We start from the raw sequence: 16607 nt of genomic DNA, 5'->3' as shown, positions 1-16607 counted from the left end.
TGACCGCGACGCTCGTTAGACAGGTTTAAACCGGAGGAATCGTCCCATGCCCGCAGTCACCATCGTTTACTGGCGCGACATTCCCGCTCAGGTGATCGTCGGCAAGGGCCGTCGCGGGTCAAAACGCCCCCTGCCCGAACGCTTTGAACAGGCGATCGACCGCGCGGCGATGAAGGTGGGGGCCGCCAATACCGATGCCTATCTCGCGGAATGGCGCAAGGCAGAGCCTTTTGAGGTCGAGGGTGATCCCGACAGCATCGCCGATGCCGAAGCCGCCCGCATCGACGCGGAATACGACCGCGACCGGATTAAGCAACTGATTGACAACGACGGCTGGGCATAGCCTGCCAGCCCTATGATCAAGGACACGCTCATGGCACTGTTGAACTTCCGCAAAAAGGAAACACCGGCCCCGCAGGCGCCGGTGGCCGAAGTCGAGGCGCTGTTGAAAGATTATTCGATCGAGGTGATGCCCCGCACCGCCGAAAAGGTTGAGGATTTCCGCGCCCTGCTGCCAGAGGGCACCCGTGTCTATATCGCCCATATCGACGGCACCCCGATCGAGGATATGGTCGCCACCGCCGCGCGGTTGAACGCGGATGGGTTCAAGGTCATGCCGCATTTCCCGGCCCGCATCATCAAAGACCGCGCCACGCTGGCCGATTGGATCGCCCGTTATCAGGGCGAGGCCGATGTGCGCCAAGCGCTGCTCCTGGCGGGCGGTGTCACCACCCCGGCGGGGGATTTCAGCGACTCGATGCAGTTGATGGAAACGGGGCTGTTCGACAAGGCAGGCTTTACCCGCCTGCATGTCGCCGGCCACCCCGAGGGCAACCGCGATATCGACGCTGACGGGGGCCGCCTCAACGTCGATGCGGCGCTGAAATGGAAGAATGATTTCCAGACCCGCACCGACGCCGAAATGGCCATTGCCACGCAATTCGCCTTTGACGCGCAGCCGATCATCGAATGGGCCGACAGTCTGAAGGCCGCTGGTATCACCCTGCCGATCCACATCGGCATCGCCGGCCCCGCCAAACTGCAAACGCTGATCAAATTCGCCATCGCCTGCGGTGTTGGCCCCTCGCTCAAGGTGCTGCAAAAGCGGGCGATGGATGTCACCAAGCTGCTGTTGCCCTATGAGCCGACAGATGTGATCAGCGACTTGGCCGCCCACAAAGCGGCCCACCCGGATTTCAACATCACCCATGTGCATCTTTTCCCGCTGGGCGGGATCAAGACCAGCGCCACATGGGTTCAAGAGAATGGCGGCGCCTCTGGGGTGCCCGCCGACGCAGCCTGAAGGAAGTTACATGACCAGAACCGTCATCGAATCCAAGACCAAGACCGCCGTCATCGGCTTTGACGAGCCGTTTTGCGTGATCGGAGAGCGGATCAACCCCACGGGCCGCAAGATCCTCAGCCAAGAGCTGGAGCAAGGCGATTTTTCGCGGGTCGAGGCGGATGCCATCGCGCAGGTCGCCGCAGGCGCCACGGTGCTCGACGTGAACTCGGGCGCGGTCTTCTCCAACAAAATGGCCGAAGACCCGCGCTATGCCGACAACAACTTTGTCGAGCCGATGCTGATGCCGGAGCTGATCAAGGTCGTGCAAAATGCCGTCGACGTGCCGATCTGCATCGACAGTTCGGTCCCCGGCGCGCTTGAGGCGGGGCTTGAGGCCTGCGAAGGCCGCCCGCTGCTGAACTCCGTCACCGGAGAGGAAGAGCGGCTTGAAGTCGTGCTGCCGCTGGTCAAGAAATACAACGTGCCCGTCGTGGCGATCTCCAATGACGACACAGGGATCTCCGAGGACCCGGATGTCCGCTTTGCCGTGGCGAAAAAGATCGTCGAACGCGCCGCCGATTTCGGCATTCCCGCCCATGACATCGTCGTCGACCCGCTGGTCATGCCGATTGGCGCCATGGCGACGGCGGGCCATCAGGTCTTTACCCTTGTTCGCCGTTTGCGCGAGGAGTTGGGCGTGAACACCACCTGTGGCGCCTCTAACATCTCCTTCGGGCTGCCCAACCGCCACGGCATCAACAATGCCTTCCTCCCCATGGCGATGGGTGCGGGCATGACGAGTGCGATCATGAACCCGGTGGCTGTGCCACTGAACGCCACCAAAATCGCCGAAAAGCGGGCCGAGATTACCGCCGCGGGGATCATCCTGCCCGAAGACATGGATGATGAGACCTTTGCGACGCTCTTCAACCTAGGCTCGACCAAACCCCGCCCGGGCAAGGAGATGGAGGCCATTCGCGCCGCCAACTTCCTCTTTGACCGTGACCCTCACGGCAGCGCTTGGATCGAGTTCAACAAAAGCGCGCCCAAAGCGGGTCAAGAGGGCCGCGGCCGCGCGGGCCGTTCAGGTGGACGCCGCCGCCGCTAAGACCGCCTGACAAGATCGAAAAGCCCCGCCAGCATCGCTCGGCGGGGCTCTTTTCTATACGGGCAGGTGGAAGTCTGAAACGACGCTTTCCGGCGCTACTCCGGCCGGTTTCCACTCACCAATTCTTGGATCGCAGCCATGACGGCGGCTACATGATCGGGATCTTTTACCGCGCTATGCGGCTCATTGAACCCGCCCATATCATTGTCGAAATAGGCGCCGGAGGCCCCTGCAAACTCATCCGAAAGGGCTGCTCGGGCAAGGATGTCGGCCCCGATGCTCAGGTCGTTCCCGGCGACGCCAAAGCCTTCCTTCACCATCTTCGACGCCAAGAGAGAGCCGGGGTTCACCGCGATAAAGAGCGGCCCGTCTTGGTGCGCGCGGGCCATCTCTCGGGTCCAGATCGTGATCGCCAATTTGCTCTGCGCATAGGCCGCCATATCGTCAAGCGTCACCTCGCCCCTAAGCGCGGCGACCTCCACCGGCGCCTGCGCGGCGGAGGAGAGGTTCACCACCCTGCCCGCTTTGGGAAGCACCGGCAGCAACAGCTGAACCAGCAGATAGGGCGCCAGCGTGTTGACCACGAAACGCGCGTCCAACCCGGCGTCGGTGCGCGGCTCGGGCAGTTTCAGGACACCGGCATTGTTGATCACCACGTCGATCTGGCTGTGATCGATGCGCAGCGCCTCTGCCAGCGTCACGACCTCTTCCAGCCGCGACAGGTCCGCGCGGTAGGTCTGGGGATTGCCGCCCACCTCCGCCGCGGCGGCGCTGAGTTTCTCGGCACTGCGCCCGTGCAACAAAACGCTATGCCCCTGCGCGCTAAGCTTCTTGGCGGTCAACAGACCGATACCGTCGGTCGCGCCGGTGATGAGGATCGTCTTGGTCATCTGTCTCTCCTTACTGGGTCTCTGCGCGGGGATGGGAGTGGCTCTGCGCGATCACCAACCGCTCAGAGCCTGCTTGCCGATCACCCGCCCGCTTTCCTGACGCTCATGGGCCGCGCGAAGGTTTTCCACATTTATCACGCCCGCATGTTCCGTCACGGTGGAGCGTAAAATGCCTGCGTCGATCATCTGCGACACCCGGTTCAACAGGTCGCGCTGCGCAGTCATGTCCTTGGTCTGGAACATCGAGCGTGTGAACATGAACTCCCAATGCACGCTTAGGGCTTTCGGTTTCGCCGCTTTCATATCCAGCGTCTCAGGGTCGTCGATCAGCGCGATCTGCCCGCGCGGCGCAATGGCTTCGATGATGGCGGGCCAATGCGTATCGGTGGCCGTCAGCGCAGCGACATAGCTTGGCGTGAGGTCGAGCTCGGCAAGCTGCACCACCAGATCGCCCCGGTGATCCACCGCATGATCCGCGCCCATCTTGCGCACCCAATCTTGGGTCTCTGGCCGCGAGGCGGTCACGATCACGGTCAGACCGGTCAGGGCCTGGGCCAGTTGAATGAGGATCGACCCCACGCCCCCGGCCCCGCCGATGACCAAAATCGCCTCCCCTTCGCCTGAGCCCTCGGCCAGCCGGAAGGAGTCGAACAGCATCTCCCAAGCCGTGATTGCGGTCAGCGGCAGACCGGCGGCCTCAACGAAATCGAGGGTTTCAGGCTTTCGTCCGACGATGCGGGAATCGACCGTGTGGAAGGCGGCATTGGTCCCCGCGCGGGTCACGTCCCCGGCATAGAACACCTCATCCCCCAACGCAAAATCGCTAACCTCTGCGCCCAGTTCCACGACCACGCCCGCGGCATCAAAGCCCAAGACCTTTGGACCACCCTCAGGCCCCGAAAGCGCGCGCAGCTTCACATCCACCGGATTGACCGAGATGCCCTTCACCTCCACCAAAAGGTCACGCGGTCCGGGGGCGGGACGCTCAATTTCGAGCATCTCCAAAACCTCTGCCGGGCCGGTGGTGTTATAGCCGATAGCTTTCATTTTGTCTGTCCTTCCGCAGGGATATTACTGTTGGGCAGAAGGTATCAGCTTGCCGGGCTATATAAACCGGGACGGAGGCGGATAGAGTTTTTAGATACGGAGTATAATCCAAACGCTTGGCGGGCCTACGGCACCCCCCCCCCCCCGCAAGCAAAGGCACAGCCCCCAACGCGACAAACGACATTCATATGGGAAAAATGGCGGACCCTAGAGGATTCGAACCTCTGGCCTCTGCCTTCGGAGGGCAGCGCTCTATCCAGCTGAGCTAAGGGTCCACTGAGGGGCGGTATAGCCAGAGCGCGCCGCCCCTGCAATGGGAAATCCGGGGGCAAGGGCGGCGAAATTCACCTTAGGCGAAAAGATCATGCGCCAATTCGAGGGCGTCGACCAATGTGTCGACCTCGGCCCGGGTGTTATACATGCCAAAGGACGCGCGGCAGGTCGCCGAAACGCCGAGATGCGTCATCAAAGGCGCCGCGCAATGATGCCCGGCCCTCACGGCCACGCCTTTCTTGTCGAGCACGGTCGAGATGTCATGCGCATGGGCGGCGCCGTCCAGTGTGAAGCTAAAGATCGCCGCTTTGTCCGGCGTCGTGCCTTGCAGGTTGAGCCAATTCAAACCGCCGAGCCGCGAGACCGCGTAGTCGCGCAGATCGTCCTCATGGGCGGCGATATTTTCCATCCCCAGATCCATCATGAACTCCAGCGCCACGCCCAAGCCAATGGTGCCGACGATCCCGGGGGTCCCGGCTTCGAACATCATAGGCGGGTCGTTGTAGCTCACCGCGTCCTTGCTGACTTCGCGGATCATGTCACCGCCGCCGATGAAGGGGCGCATTTCGGCCATGCGCTCGGACTTGATATAGATCGCGCCCGAACCGGAGGGGCCATAGAGTTTATGCCCCGTGACGGCATAGAAATCACAGTCGAGGTCCTGCACATCGACCGGCATATGCACCGCCGCCTGCGAGCCATCGACCAAGACCGGAACGCCCTTCTCATGGGCGGCTTCAGCGATGGTTTTCACATCAACTTTCGTGCCCAAGACGTTGGAAAGGTGCGATATTGCAACCAGCTTGGTCTTCGGCCCGATGGCGTCGATCACCGCCTGTGGGTCAAGCGCGCCGGTGGCGTCCACATCGACCCATTTCAGCACCACGCCCTGCCGTTCGCGCAGGAAATGCCACGGCACGATATTGGCGTGATGCTCCATCACCGAAAGGACGATCTCATCGCCCACCTGCATGCGCGGCATGGCCCAGCCATAGGCCACGGTGTTGATCCCCATGGTCGCCCCGGTGTTGAGCACGATCTCATCTTCCGACCCGGCGTTGAGGAAGCGCGCCACGGTGCCGCGCACGCTTTCGTATTTGTCGGTCGCAAGGTTAGAAAGATAGTGCAAGCCCCTGTGAACGTTGGAGTATTCACTCTCATAAGCTTGGGTGATCGCGTCGATCACCACCTGCGGCTTCTGGGCCGAAGCGCCATTGTCGAGGTAGACCAGCGGCTTGCCGTTCACCTCGCGGCCAAGGATCGGAAACTGCGCCCGGACGGCTTCAACGTCGAACATGACTTAAACTCCCTGGGCGGTCAGCCCGATCAAAGACAGCAGAAGGCCCAACCCCAGCAAGACCCCAAGCGCGGCGCCCGCGAGCGCTGCGGCGGCGTGGAACAGCCCCGGCAGATGCAAGAGTTCGGTCACGAAATTCAGCAGGATCCAAAGACCCCAGAAGGTAACGACGAAAGAGGCCAGCAGCGCCAACGGCGGCAGCGCCAAGGTCAGCAGCAAGATGCCAAGCTGCGCGCAGAGGCGAAGCGCCTGAAGCCATACGACGGCAGCCAGAAGCGGCATCACCGCGCCCTGCCCGCCCAGTGCCCGGCCAACCCACGTCAGCGCATGCACATAGAGCACCATCAACCCGGCCAGCAGCGCGAAGAGCACCAGCGGCGATTGGAAATAGCTCGGCAGCGCCATGGCGGGCGGCGCGATCACGAAGGTGGCCGAGATGACGAGCGCGTTCAGCGCGGCCACCAAAGCAAGCGACGTCCAGATGACATCATTGCCCAAGGGCAGCTCCGCAATCTGGCGCGCTGCCGCACGGGGGCTGCGCAGGGTGGTCTGCGCAAGCTGGATCAAGGCGCCGCTCATCTCAGCCCCGCTGCGCGGCGACAAGGCCCGCGATCCAGAACCAAAAGAACACGGCCAACCAGATCACCCCGACGATCTGCGCCTGTAGGCCCGGCCCGATGAACCCAAGCGCGAGGCCCAGCAACAGAAGGATTGGCGCAGAGGCAAGGAGCGACCAAACCAAGGTCAGCCGCACCGCATAACCGCTGAGCCGTTGCCCCGCGACACGGCTAATCCCCCAGACCATCGCGGCCAAGCCATAGAGCAGCAAGGGCATCACGAAGATCCAGAAAAACGCGCTCCAATACTGGCGCACCGCGAGCGGCCCGTCCGGATCGAGATGCGCGGCGCGGGCTTGATACGGCGACAGGGCCACGAAGATCAGCAGCCCCGCCATCAGCGCGAACATCAGCACGCGCACCTCGTTGCGGCCCTGTGCAAGCAGCCCCGACATCACATTGCCGGGGCCGCGGTAGGTCGCAACGATATCGCTGGTAACAGCCATCAGGCGCTACGACGCTCCAACCACGAGCTGAGGCGCCCGGTGATTTCTTCGCGCAGTTCCTCGGCCTCGATCTCCTCCACTGCTTCGGCGAGGAAGGCGAGCGTCAGCAGGTCGGTCGCCTCGGCATGGGACACCCCGCGGGCGCGGAGGTAAAACAGGGCCTCCTCGTCGATCGCGCCGGAGGTCGAGCCATGCGAACAGGCCACATCGTCGGCGTAGATTTCAAGCTCGGGCTTGGCGAGGAACTGGCTGTCGCCGTCCAGCAGCAGCGACTGGCTGATCTGGTAGCCATCGGTCTTCTGCGCGCCTTCCTTGACGAGGATCTTGCCCTGGAACACGCCGGTGGCACCGTTGCGCAGCACCTTTTTGAACACCTGACGGCTTTCGCAGTTCTCGGCATCATGGGTGATGAAGACCGTGTCGTCATGGTGGAAATCACCATCGCCGACGCAGGCGCCCGCGACATGAGCCGAGGCATCGTCGCCAGTGAGTTCGATCACGCATTCGTTGCGCGTCAGCGCGCCGTTCACGGTGACGGTGAAGCTCTTGAACAGCGACCCGGTGCCCAAACGGGTGAAGACATGGGTTGCCGCCCGGCGCTCATGGTCCCGACCCTGTGCGCGCACATGGTGGAAGCGCGCAGTGTCGGCCACCTCAACCTCCATCACGGTGTTGAAGCGCGCCGCGGCGGGGCCGTTCTCCAAAAGCGTGACTTCGGCACCTTTGTCGAGCTTCACAACATGGTGCAACATCGCATCAGAAGTCTCTGATTTGTGATGATAAACTAGATTGATTGGCTTGCTCGGCGTGCCGGTGACATGGATCAAAACGCCATCCGTTGCAAAGGCGGTGTTCAGGGCCGCGAGCGGGCGCTGCACCGGGGCCTGACCGTTCTTTTCCAGCGTCCCGTAGAGGTCACGCGCCCAATGCAGATCGCTGTCTGCAGCGGCCAGCCGTTCGATGCTGACGCCTTCGAGCGTGAGGTCATCCGAGGCTTCGGCATCGAACACGCCATCGGCGAAGACGATGCGCAGGCGCTCGGTGCCGTCGAACAGCGGCGCGTCACCGTGATCGAAGATCGCAGCGGGCTGCGCCCCGGCCTGGGTCAGCGTGTCGGGGCGCGTGAACTTCCAGTATTCATCCCTGCGCTGCGGCAGGCCCATGGCGCGCACCCGCGCCAGCGCATCTTCGCGCGCCGCATGGCTCCAGCCACCCTGCGGCATGTCGAGCGCTGCGATCATCGCCTCGGTCGGGGTTTCTTTCAGTTGTGCTTCGGCCATTATGCCACCTCGGCGAGGATGTCTGCGTAACCGTTGTTCTCGACTTCGAGCGCGAGCTCAGGCCCACCGGTCTTGATGATGCGGCCATCATGCATGATGTGCACGACGTCGGGTTTGATGTGGTCCAGAAGACGCTGGTAGTGCGTGATGACGAGGAAACCACGGCCCTCGGTGCGCAGGGCGTTCACGCCTTCGGCCACCAGTTTCATCGCGTCAACGTCGAGGCCCGAGTCGGTCTCGTCGAGGATGCACATCTTGGGCTCGAGCATGGCCATCTGCAGGATTTCGTTGCGCTTTTTCTCACCGCCGGAGAAGCCCATGTTCACGGGACGCTTCAGCATCTCGGCGTCGATCTTCAGGTCCTTCGCCTTGGCGCGGATTTCCTTGAGGAAGTCGGCGGCCGAGATTTCCTCTTCGCCCCGCGCCTTGCGCTGTGCGTTCACGGCGGTGCGCAGGAAGGTCATGTTGCCAACGCCGGGGATTTCCACCGGGTACTGGAAGGCAAGGAAGAGGCCCGCCGCGGCGCGCTCTTCGGGTTCCAGTTCGAGGATGTCTTCGCCTTCGAGCGTGGCGGAGCCTTCGGTGACCTCGTAGCCGTCCTTGCCCGAGAGCACGTAGCTCAGCGTGGACTTGCCCGAGCCGTTCGGCCCCATGATGGCGTGGACCTTGCCGGCCTCGACTTCCAGATCGACGCCCTTGAGGATCTGCTTGTCCTCTTCTTCCAGTTTCACCTGCAGGTTCTTGATGCTCAGCATTTCGGTCTCCTTCTGGCGCGCCTTGCGCCGCAATTCATGCTATTTCAGTTTTGTTTCAGGGGCTTGCCCCTGCGTGTTAAAGTTCATGCCGCCCCCTGACGGGCGCAGAGTGCGGCGGGAAAGCTGTCTTTCAGCGCGGCGCGGCAGGCAGTGATGCCGTCTTGGTAGGTCAGCGGCGCGTCTGGTTTGGGTGCCGCCGGAATATCGGCCAAGGCAATCGGCGCGCGCATGTCGCGCCCCACGGAGGCGGCGTAGTCGTGAAACTTCAACCGCCCCTGCCCCTCGGGCGTCACCCAAGTGTTGGCCACGCCGTAAGCATCCGCCGTGATCAACCCGTGCAGCGACGAGGCAAAGACATGGGCACAGGCGGCGATGCCGGCACAGACCTGCTCCACCGGATCGCGCGGGTCGATCAGCACATAGGCGCTGTCGGAGGCCACGAGCTCCAGCAGGTCAGGATCGTCCGCCAGCGTGTGATGCGGCACGATGCCGATCTTGTCGCCGAGTGATCCCTCGCCGGGCAGAACCTCGTTTACCAAAAGCCCCGGATCGCCAAAAGCATTTGTTTCGATGCCCAGAAGCGCCGCCGTCACCGGCCCCCGCAGCAGGGCAATCTCGATGTTCTTCAAGAACGCGCGGCCCCCGGCGGGGCGCAGCAACCCGCTGCCCCAGATCACCGGCTTGGCTCCCGCACGCGGCGTGTCGTACTTCCGCCGCACGATCTGCAAGAGCGAGCCGAGACCAAAGACATCCGCCTCATCCACCGACGCATGCTCCACCCGCCGCCCCGAGACATGGCTCAGGACCAGCGGGCTCAGCGCATCGCCGAAATTCGGCTGCGCCTTCCACCAATGCAGGCGGAGGGGAGTATGCGCCGCATCAAGGCTCATTAGCCGACGGAACCTTCCAGCGAGATTGCCACCAGCGCCTGCGCTTCCATGGCGAACTCCATCGGCAGCGCCTGCAGCACGTCCTTGCAGAAGCCGTTCACCACCAGCGCCACGGCCTCTTCCTCGTCCATGCCGCGCGAGCGGCAATAGAACATCTGGTCGTCGTCCACCTTGGAGGTGGTCGCCTCGTGCTCAACGCGGCTCGAGTTGTTCTTCACCTCAATATACGGCACCGTATGCGCCCCGCATTCCGAACCGATCAACAGGCTGTCGCACTGGGTATAATTGCGCGATTCCTTGGCCTTGGGGTGCATCGAGACGAGACCACGATAGGTGTTCTGCGCCTTGCCGGCCGAGATGCCCTTGGACACGATGCGCGACTTGGTGCGCTTGCCGAGGTGCACCATCTTGGTGCCGGTATCGGCCTGCTGCATGTTGTTGGCGATGGCGATGGAGTAGAACTCGCCTTGGCTGTCGTCGCCGCGCAGGATGCAGGAGGGGTATTTCCAGGTCACGGCGGAGCCGGTTTCGACCTGCGTCCACATCACCTTCGCGCGGTCGCCGCGGCAATCGGCGCGCTTGGTCACGAAGTTGTAGATACCGCCCTTGCCGTCCTCGTCACCGGGGTACCAGTTCTGGACGGTGGAGTATTTCACTTCCGCGTCTTCCTCGACGATGATCTCGACCACGGCGGCGTGCAGCTGGCTCTCGTCGCGCTGCGGCGCGGTGCAGCCTTCGAGGTAGCTGACGTAGGAGCCCTTGTCGGCGATGATCAGCGTGCGCTCGAACTGGCCAGTGTTCTCGGCGTTGATGCGGAAATAGGTCGACAGCTCCATCGGGCAGCGCACGCCCGGCGGGACATAGACGAAGGACCCGTCAGAGAAGACCGCGGAGTTCAGTGTCGCGTAGAAGTTGTCCGACACTGGCACGACCGAGCCGAGGTACTTTTTCACCAGATCAGGGTATTCGCGGATCGCCTCGGAGATCGAGCAGAAGATCACGCCGGCCTTCTTCAGCTCTTCTTGAAAGGTGGTGCCGACGGAGACGGAATCGAACACCGCGTCCACCGCCACCTTGCGGCCTTCGGCAGGCGCATCCTCGGCGCCTTCGACACCGGCAAGGATCATTTGCTCCTTCAGCGGGATGCCGAGCTTCTCATAGGTCGCCAGCAGCTTCGGATCGACCTCGTCGAGCGATTTGGGTTTCTCGGCCATGCTTTTGGGGCGAGCGTAATAATACTGCTCCTGAAAGTCGATCTCAGGATAATCCACCATCGCCCAATCCGGCTCTTCCTTGCTAAGCCAACGGTTGTAAGCCTCAAGCCGCCATTCGGTCATCCACTCAGGCTCGCCGTTCTTTTCCGAGATCAGCTTCACGATCTCCGGCGTCAGCCCTTTGGGAGCGTATTCCATCTCAATGTCGGTGGACCAGCCGTATTTATACTTGCCGCCGACTTCGCGCACGGCATCCACGGTTTCCTGGTCAACGCCTTCCTTGACGCCATCATTCTCTTTCAGGGTCATATTTTCCAAGGTTTCAGTTCCTTTCCGTGGCGGCGCTCAGGCGGCCCGCGTTTCGTGCTTTTTCAGTTTCGCGGTCCAGCTTGTGGCGAACCGCAGGATATCTTCCCGGGTGGTGTCGAGGCCCAGCGACACCCGGATCGCGCTGGCGGCCTGTGTTTCATCAAAGCCCATGGCGCGCAATACGGCACCGGCACGCACCTTGCCGCTGGAACAGGCCGACCCCGCCGAAATGGCAAAGCCCGCAAGGTCCATCTGCATCACTTGGGTCTCGCCCTTCCAGCCGGGCGTGATGATACAAGAAGTGTTGGGCAGGCGCTGAGCGCCTTTCCCTACAAAACTAGTCAGACTTGCGGCATCCGCAAGGGTCGCTTCCAGCAAATCGCGCTGTTCTGCCACCTCTTCCCAACGCCCCGCGCTCAGATCCGCCGCCGCCGCCTCAGCCGCCGCGCCGAATCCTGCGATGGCCGGGATATTCTCGGTCCCCGAACGGCGGCCCATCTCCTGCCCGCCGCCGCGCAGCAGCGCATGTTCTGCCAGATCAATGCCGCGTTTGACGATCAGTGCACCGATCCCCTTGGGCCCGCCCAGCTTATGCGCCGAGACAAGGATGAAATCCGCGCCCGAGGTGGCCATCTTGAACCGGGTCTTGCCAAGCGCCTGCACCGCATCGACCAACACATAGGGCGAGCTCTCCATCGCCCAACACTGCTGGGCCAAAGGCATGGTCTGCTGCAACACACCCGTCTCGCTGTTCGCGGCCTGTAGGGCCACCACATCGCCCCCCGCCGCGGCGGTCAGGTCGCCGTCCCAAACACCCTGTGCGTCGACGCCCAAACGCGCCGCCTGCCCCCAAGACAGAACCGCGTCATGTTCCACCGCTGAGGTCACCACACGCGCCCCCATCGCAGCCGCAAGCGCCGCCGCCTCGGTCGCCCCGGAGGTAAAAATCACATCGACCGGATCACAGCCCACAAGCCCCGCCACCTGCGCCCGCGCCCGCTCGACCACGGCCTTGGCCGCACGCCCCTCGGCATGGACCGAGGACGGGTTGCCGGGCAGGTCCATCGCCGCAATCATCGCCGCGCGCGCCTCCGCCCGCAGCGGCGTGGTCGCGTTATGGTCAAGATAGACCCGCATCCTTCATCCTTTTCCAAATACCGCGGGGGTCCGGGGGCAGCGCCCCCGAAATTCCACATCACCACCCGCGCAGACCACAGCCGCCAAGGCGCGCCCGCTGCCCAAAACCACCCTCACGACTCATCCACCACGGCAAAGAGGGTCGGCACCGCCGGACAGGGGGCCAGCTCATTCTCAACCACATCCGAAAGGCGCGTCTGGTGCAGGAATACATAGACATGCGCGCTCAGCCCCTGCCACAGCCGGTTGGTCAGCGATTGCGCCCGGCTGCCCGACAGACCGCCCGAGGCGCCCGCCCCCTTGTGCATCGCATCCACCGTCTCATCCACCGCCGCGAGCACATCGACCACACGAATATCCGCCGCCGGACGCGCCAAACGATACCCGCCGCCCGGCCCCCGGACAGAGGTCACCAATTCGGCCCGGCGCAGCTTGACGAACAACTGCTCCAGATAGGGCAAAGAGACCGACTGCCGCTCGGCAATGTCGCCCAGAGACACCAAGGTGCCCTCGGGTTGCAGGGCAATATCGGCCAAAGCGACCATCGCGTAGCGCCCTTTGGTAGATAGCTTCATCGTCTCACCCTCACCCGCCGCGCCATTTGATTGACGTGGGCGGCTTAAATGCCTAAGTCCAAAGACTGATCCACGCGACACTGCGCGGAACCAGATTAGAACCGTTCTAAGGTGGCCTAGCGAATTCGTCAACTATTCGCAGCGATCTTTGAACCCCTAGACAGGGATACCCATGCCCGAGGTTATTTTTCCCGGACCCGAAGGCCGCCTTGAAGGCCGCTACCACCCCCAAAAAGAACGTGACGCCCCGATTGCCATCGTGCTGCATCCGCATCCGCAGTTCGGCGGGACGATGAATCACAAGGTCGTCTATAACCTGCACTATGCGTTCTACAACATGGGTTTCACCGTGTTGCGCTTCAACTTCCGTGGCGTGGGCCGCAGCCAGGGCGAATACGATCAGGGCATTGGCGAATTGTCCGATGCGGCCTCGGCGCTCGATTACCTGCAATCGATGAACAACAACTCCAAGCACTGCTGGGTTGCGGGTTTCTCCTTTGGCGCATGGATCGGGATGCAACTGCTGATGCGCCGGCCTGAGATCACGGGCTTCATCTCGGTCTCTCCGCCTGCGAATATGTACGACTTTTCCTTCCTTGCACCCTGCCCGGCCTCGGGTCTGGTGATCAACGGCACCGCCGACCGCGTGGCGCCGCCCGCGGATACCACGAACCTCGTCAGCAAGCTGCACGAGCAAAAGGGCATCACGATCACCCATCAGGAGATCGAAGGCGCCGGGCACTTCTTTGAAGAGCCGCATATGGACACGCTGATCACCTCGACCAGCGACTATGTCAAACGCCGCCTGACGGAATCCACACGCTGATGGCGGACGCGGTCGTCACCCAACTGGCCAATAAATTGGCCGAGGAATGTCTCGCCGTACAGGCCGAGACAGGCGAAGACCGCTTGTTCATGGAAGTCGGCGAGGTGCTGGGCGCCTCGTCGCAAACGCTGGAAGAAGCCTTCCTCACCGCCGTTCGCACCCGGATGGCCAATGACAAGGCCCGCGCCTTTCTGGCGCGCAAGCTGCGCGACCATCGCGGTAAGGGCGGCGCATGACAGAGCGGCTGGACAAGCAGATTGCCTTTCTGAACGAGGCCGACAAGCTGAAAACCGTGCTGCGCGGCACCACCCTATGCGATGCCAGCCGTGCGGAAAACTCTGCCGAACATTCGTGGCATCTGACGCTCTATGCGTTGGTGCTCGCCGATCAAGCCGGGCCTGAGGTCGACATCAACCGCGTCATCAAGATGCTGATCCTGCACGACCTTGTCGAGATTGACGCGGGCGACAATCCAATCTTTGGCGATTACGACGCCGCCGAGATGGAAGCGCAGGAACAAATCGCCGCCAACCGCATCTTTGGCCTATTGCCGGACGATCTGCGGGACGATCTGCGCAGCATCTGGGAAGAGTTCGAGGCCGCCGAAAGCCCTACAGCTCGCTTTGCCAAATCGCTCGACCGGTTCCAGCCGCCGATGCAGAACCTCGCCTCCGGCGGCGGCAGTTGGACTGACTATAACGTCTCGGAAGCGCAAATCGAAGAAAAGGTGGGCCGCAAGATCGCCATCGGCGCCCCTGCCCTTTGGTCCTATGCCCGCGCCCGCATCAGCAGCTTTTTCGCCGGGGTCGGCGCCTAACCGCAGCCTTCGGCATACCATTGTATACGATCTTTCTCTTTGGCCCCGAATAGGCTAAAGCACGGCCAAACGCACCCTGAAACAGAGGAATTCGTCATGTCGAAGATCAAGGTAGAAAACCCCATCGTCGAACTCGACGGCGATGAGATGACCCGGATCATCTGGGATTTCATTAAAAAGAAGCTAATCACGCCCTATCTTGACGTTGACCTAAAGTATTACGACCTCGGCATCGAAGTACGGGACGAGACTGACGACCAGATCACCGTCGACGCGGCCCATGCGATCCGCGAACATGGCGTCGGCGTGAAATGCGCCACCATCACGCCTGACGAGGCGCGGGTCGAGGAGTTCGGCCTCAAGCGCATGTACCGCAGCCCCAACGGCACCATCCGTAACATCCTCGGCGGCGTGATCTTCCGCGAACCGATCATCTGCCGCAACGTGCCGCGTCTTGTGCCGGGCTGGACGCAGCCGATCGTCGTTGGCCGTCATGCCTTCGGCGACCAGTACCGCGCCACCGACTTCCGCTTCCCCGGCAAGGGCAAGCTGACGATCAAATTCGTCGGCGAGGATGGCGAGACCATCGAGAAGGAGGTTTTTGACGCGCCCTCCGCCGGTGTCACCATGGCGATGTACAACCTCGACGATTCGATCCGCGATTTTGCGCGCGCGTCCTTCAACTATGGTCTGAACCGCGGCTGGCCGGTCTATCTCTCGACCAAGAACACGATCCTGAAGGCCTATGACGGGCGTTTCAAAGACCTGTTCCAAGAGATTTTCGACGCGGAATTCGCCGAGGACTTCAAGAAGAAGAACATCTGGTACGAGCACCGCCTGATCGACGACATGGTCGCCTCGGCGATGAAATGGTCGGGCGGCTATGTCTGGGCCTGCAAGAACTACGACGGCGACGTGCAGTCGGACACCGTGGCGCAGGGCTTTGGCTCACTGGGGTTGATGACCTCGCAGCTGATGACGCCGGACGGCAAGATCGTAGAGGCCGAGGCCGCCCACGGCACCGTGACGCGCCATTACCGCCAGCACCAGAAGGGCGAGGAGACCTCGACCAACTCCATCGCTTCGATCTACGCTTGGACCGGCGGGCTGAAGCACCGGGGCAAGCTGGACGAGAACACCGCGCTGATCAACTTCGCCGAGACGCTGGAGAAGGTCGTGGTGGATACGGTGGAATCAGGCATCATGACCAAGGACCTTGCCCTGCTAGTGGGGCCGGATCAGGGTTGGCTAACGACGATGGGGTTCTTGGAGAAGGTGGACGAGAACCTGAACAAGGCGCTGGCGGGCTGAGCCTGTCGGATGTTTGGAATGACAGAGGGCCGCACGATGCGGCCCTTTTCTATTTTTCGGTCACGCTTGCCACCCGGCCCGGAATCAAGCCGTAGGCGCCGGGCCATCGCCTGCCCGCCCGTCACGCCGGAGGCGTGCCGCTATAAAGGGGGCGCACCTTCGGTGCGACCGGGTAGGCGATTTGGTTAGGCTGGGCGTGAACTCGCGGAACGCACAACATTGCTGAGCCATAAAGTGGCACGAGGCCACGTAAAATCGCCCACCCGCGGGCAGGCGCTGGCCCTCATTGCGAAACTGGAGCCGCGCTGGTCCTCACTGCCCCCGGTTGTGCGTCCGCGCGTAAAGCTTCGCGATGATCCCACTCGCCGTCTTCTCGAAAAGGCACGGGATCAGCGCATGCACCAGCGCCGCGCCAGCTGCCGCAAACAGCAGCCCCGAAAACTTCAGCGCGAAGGCCATATGCTCCAGAAACGTCTCATCCACCTTGGCGGGATGGTCGAGGAAGATGCGTGCGATCATGGGAAACTCCT

The 16607-nt window shown here is 62.4% G+C and carries 19 protein-coding genes and 1 tRNA gene; 7 read left to right on the top strand and 13 right to left on the bottom strand.

The genetic code is table 11. From position 1 onward, the window contains the following. Positions 1 to 46: 46 nt before the first annotated feature. Genes ACGYLO_RS17305 through ACGYLO_RS17295 form a run of 3 tightly spaced genes read left to right on the top strand, consistent with a single transcriptional unit; the run spans position 47 to position 2393 of the window. Entirely contained in the window at positions 47 to 343 is a 297-nt protein-coding gene (locus ACGYLO_RS17305; protein ID WP_168613014.1) for a virulence factor, read from the top strand. A 30-nt stretch (positions 344 to 373) separates the two neighbouring features. Next, on the top strand, positions 374 to 1303 hold the full coding sequence (locus ACGYLO_RS17300) for a methylenetetrahydrofolate reductase (RefSeq protein WP_271687327.1): 930 nt from the start codon (positions 374 to 376) through the stop codon (positions 1301 to 1303). A gap of 10 nt (positions 1304 to 1313) precedes the next feature. Further along, positions 1314 to 2393: a methyltetrahydrofolate cobalamin methyltransferase gene (locus ACGYLO_RS17295; RefSeq protein WP_271687328.1), complete on the top strand. Its 1080-nt coding sequence runs from the start codon at positions 1314 to 1316 to the stop codon at positions 2391 to 2393. Positions 2394 to 2488: 95 nt separating this feature from the next. Here ACGYLO_RS17295 and ACGYLO_RS17290 read toward each other — a convergent pair whose 3' ends face one another. The 12 genes from ACGYLO_RS17290 to ACGYLO_RS17235 form a co-directional block, all read right to left on the bottom strand. Beyond that, entirely contained in the window at positions 2489 to 3283 is a 795-nt protein-coding gene (locus ACGYLO_RS17290) for an SDR family NAD(P)-dependent oxidoreductase (RefSeq protein ID WP_271687329.1), read from the bottom strand. Between the two features lie 51 nt (positions 3284 to 3334). After that, the gene (locus ACGYLO_RS17285) at positions 3335 to 4330 is read right to left on the bottom strand and encodes a zinc-binding alcohol dehydrogenase family protein (RefSeq protein WP_394376947.1); all 996 of its coding nucleotides are present in this window, start codon (positions 4328 to 4330) and stop codon (positions 3335 to 3337) included. Positions 4331 to 4528: 198 nt separating this feature from the next. Beyond that, positions 4529 to 4605: transfer RNA gene (locus ACGYLO_RS17280), tRNA-Arg, on the bottom strand. Between the two features lie 74 nt (positions 4606 to 4679). After that, positions 4680 to 5900: a cysteine desulfurase gene (locus ACGYLO_RS17275; RefSeq protein WP_271687332.1), complete on the bottom strand. Its 1221-nt coding sequence runs from the start codon at positions 5898 to 5900 to the stop codon at positions 4680 to 4682. Between the two features lie 3 nt (positions 5901 to 5903). Further along, positions 5904 to 6479 carry a YIP1 family protein gene (locus ACGYLO_RS17270; protein ID WP_271687333.1) on the bottom strand — a complete coding sequence of 192 codons (576 nt, stop codon included), beginning with the start codon at positions 6477 to 6479 and terminating at the stop codon, positions 5904 to 5906. Position 6480: 1 nt separating this feature from the next. Then, positions 6481 to 6963, bottom strand: a complete 483-nt coding sequence (locus ACGYLO_RS17265) for a YIP1 family protein (RefSeq protein ID WP_271687334.1) — start codon at positions 6961 to 6963, stop codon at positions 6481 to 6483. Then, positions 6963 to 8243 carry a Fe-S cluster assembly protein SufD gene (gene sufD, locus ACGYLO_RS17260; protein WP_271687335.1) on the bottom strand — a complete coding sequence of 427 codons (1281 nt, stop codon included), beginning with the start codon at positions 8241 to 8243 and terminating at the stop codon, positions 6963 to 6965. The genes ACGYLO_RS17265 and sufD overlap by 1 nt, the downstream gene beginning before the upstream one ends. Continuing rightward, a complete protein-coding gene (gene sufC, locus ACGYLO_RS17255; RefSeq protein ID WP_067262950.1) occupies positions 8243 to 8998 on the bottom strand; it encodes a Fe-S cluster assembly ATPase SufC in 756 nt (251 codons plus the stop codon). The genes sufD and sufC overlap by 1 nt, the downstream gene beginning before the upstream one ends. A gap of 83 nt (positions 8999 to 9081) precedes the next feature. Beyond that, complete coding sequence (locus tag ACGYLO_RS17250) at positions 9082 to 9888, bottom strand: polysaccharide pyruvyl transferase family protein (RefSeq protein ID WP_271687337.1); 807 nt, start codon at positions 9886 to 9888, stop codon at positions 9082 to 9084. Further along, positions 9888 to 11411: a Fe-S cluster assembly protein SufB gene (gene sufB, locus ACGYLO_RS17245; protein ID WP_209218955.1), complete on the bottom strand. Its 1524-nt coding sequence runs from the start codon at positions 11409 to 11411 to the stop codon at positions 9888 to 9890. Before sufB ends, ACGYLO_RS17250 begins: the two co-directional genes overlap by 1 nt. Before the next feature lie 36 nt (positions 11412 to 11447). Beyond that, positions 11448 to 12548, bottom strand: a complete 1101-nt coding sequence (locus tag ACGYLO_RS17240; protein ID WP_394376946.1) for a cysteine desulfurase family protein — start codon at positions 12546 to 12548, stop codon at positions 11448 to 11450. A 113-nt stretch (positions 12549 to 12661) separates the two neighbouring features. Continuing rightward, complete coding sequence (locus ACGYLO_RS17235) at positions 12662 to 13123, bottom strand: Rrf2 family transcriptional regulator (protein WP_067262959.1); 462 nt, start codon at positions 13121 to 13123, stop codon at positions 12662 to 12664. A 172-nt stretch (positions 13124 to 13295) separates the two neighbouring features. Between ACGYLO_RS17235 and ACGYLO_RS17230 the strand changes: the two genes are divergently transcribed. From ACGYLO_RS17230 to ACGYLO_RS17215, 4 genes are all read left to right on the top strand, one after another. Then, the gene (locus tag ACGYLO_RS17230; RefSeq protein WP_067262961.1) at positions 13296 to 13949 is read left to right on the top strand and encodes an alpha/beta hydrolase; all 654 of its coding nucleotides are present in this window, start codon (positions 13296 to 13298) and stop codon (positions 13947 to 13949) included. Further along, positions 13949 to 14185, top strand: a complete 237-nt coding sequence (locus tag ACGYLO_RS17225; RefSeq protein WP_209218794.1) for a hypothetical protein — start codon at positions 13949 to 13951, stop codon at positions 14183 to 14185. The genes ACGYLO_RS17230 and ACGYLO_RS17225 overlap by 1 nt, the downstream gene beginning before the upstream one ends. After that, on the top strand, positions 14182 to 14766 hold the full coding sequence (locus ACGYLO_RS17220; protein ID WP_271687339.1) for an HD family hydrolase: 585 nt from the start codon (positions 14182 to 14184) through the stop codon (positions 14764 to 14766). Before ACGYLO_RS17225 ends, ACGYLO_RS17220 begins: the two co-directional genes overlap by 4 nt. Before the next feature lie 96 nt (positions 14767 to 14862). Next, the gene (locus tag ACGYLO_RS17215) at positions 14863 to 16077 is read left to right on the top strand and encodes an NADP-dependent isocitrate dehydrogenase (RefSeq protein WP_271687340.1); all 1215 of its coding nucleotides are present in this window, start codon (positions 14863 to 14865) and stop codon (positions 16075 to 16077) included. A gap of 312 nt (positions 16078 to 16389) precedes the next feature. On the opposite strand, the gene ACGYLO_RS17210 is transcribed toward ACGYLO_RS17215, so the two are convergent. Beyond that, a complete protein-coding gene (locus ACGYLO_RS17210; protein WP_067262973.1) occupies positions 16390 to 16596 on the bottom strand; it encodes a DUF6356 family protein in 207 nt (68 codons plus the stop codon). Positions 16597 to 16607 lie beyond the last annotated feature (11 nt).

Origin of the sequence: Sulfitobacter sp. 1A13353 (genome assembly GCF_043557255.1) — a bacterium.
Classification (GTDB): domain Bacteria; phylum Pseudomonadota; class Alphaproteobacteria; order Rhodobacterales; family Rhodobacteraceae; genus Sulfitobacter; species Sulfitobacter faviae.
This window is presented reverse-complemented; position numbering and strand designations above follow the sequence as displayed.

What these genes read in the sequence shown, in the direction of transcription:
- ACGYLO_RS17290 (WP_271687329.1), bottom strand. Translation starts at nt 3,283, where the DNA reads ATGACCAAGACGATCCTCATCACCGGCGCGACCGACGGTATCGGTCTG.
- ACGYLO_RS17295 (WP_271687328.1), top strand. Translation starts at nt 1,314, where the DNA reads ATGACCAGAACCGTCATCGAATCCAAGACCAAGACCGCCGTCATCGGC.
- ACGYLO_RS17275 (WP_271687332.1), bottom strand. Translation starts at nt 5,900, where the DNA reads ATGTTCGACGTTGAAGCCGTCCGGGCGCAGTTTCCGATCCTTGGCCGC.
- ACGYLO_RS17265 (WP_271687334.1), bottom strand. Translation starts at nt 6,963, where the DNA reads ATGGCTGTTACCAGCGATATCGTTGCGACCTACCGCGGCCCCGGCAAT.
- ACGYLO_RS17270 (WP_271687333.1), bottom strand. Translation starts at nt 6,479, where the DNA reads ATGAGCGGCGCCTTGATCCAGCTTGCGCAGACCACCCTGCGCAGCCCC.
- ACGYLO_RS17215 (WP_271687340.1), top strand. Translation starts at nt 14,863, where the DNA reads ATGTCGAAGATCAAGGTAGAAAACCCCATCGTCGAACTCGACGGCGAT.
- ACGYLO_RS17250 (WP_271687337.1), bottom strand. Translation starts at nt 9,888, where the DNA reads ATGAGCCTTGATGCGGCGCATACTCCCCTCCGCCTGCATTGGTGGAAG.
- ACGYLO_RS17240 (WP_394376946.1), bottom strand. Translation starts at nt 12,548, where the DNA reads ATGCGGGTCTATCTTGACCATAACGCGACCACGCCGCTGCGGGCGGAG.
- ACGYLO_RS17225 (WP_209218794.1), top strand. Translation starts at nt 13,949, where the DNA reads ATGGCGGACGCGGTCGTCACCCAACTGGCCAATAAATTGGCCGAGGAA.
- ACGYLO_RS17210 (WP_067262973.1), bottom strand. Translation starts at nt 16,596, where the DNA reads ATGATCGCACGCATCTTCCTCGACCATCCCGCCAAGGTGGATGAGACG.
- ACGYLO_RS17235 (WP_067262959.1), bottom strand. Translation starts at nt 13,123, where the DNA reads ATGAAGCTATCTACCAAAGGGCGCTACGCGATGGTCGCTTTGGCCGAT.
- ACGYLO_RS17220 (WP_271687339.1), top strand. Translation starts at nt 14,182, where the DNA reads ATGACAGAGCGGCTGGACAAGCAGATTGCCTTTCTGAACGAGGCCGAC.
- ACGYLO_RS17300 (WP_271687327.1), top strand. Translation starts at nt 374, where the DNA reads ATGGCACTGTTGAACTTCCGCAAAAAGGAAACACCGGCCCCGCAGGCG.
- sufC (WP_067262950.1), bottom strand. Translation starts at nt 8,998, where the DNA reads ATGCTGAGCATCAAGAACCTGCAGGTGAAACTGGAAGAAGAGGACAAG.
- ACGYLO_RS17305 (WP_168613014.1), top strand. Translation starts at nt 47, where the DNA reads ATGCCCGCAGTCACCATCGTTTACTGGCGCGACATTCCCGCTCAGGTG.
- ACGYLO_RS17285 (WP_394376947.1), bottom strand. Translation starts at nt 4,330, where the DNA reads ATGAAAGCTATCGGCTATAACACCACCGGCCCGGCAGAGGTTTTGGAG.
- sufD (WP_271687335.1), bottom strand. Translation starts at nt 8,243, where the DNA reads ATGGCCGAAGCACAACTGAAAGAAACCCCGACCGAGGCGATGATCGCA.
- ACGYLO_RS17230 (WP_067262961.1), top strand. Translation starts at nt 13,296, where the DNA reads ATGCCCGAGGTTATTTTTCCCGGACCCGAAGGCCGCCTTGAAGGCCGC.
- sufB (WP_209218955.1), bottom strand. Translation starts at nt 11,411, where the DNA reads ATGACCCTGAAAGAGAATGATGGCGTCAAGGAAGGCGTTGACCAGGAA.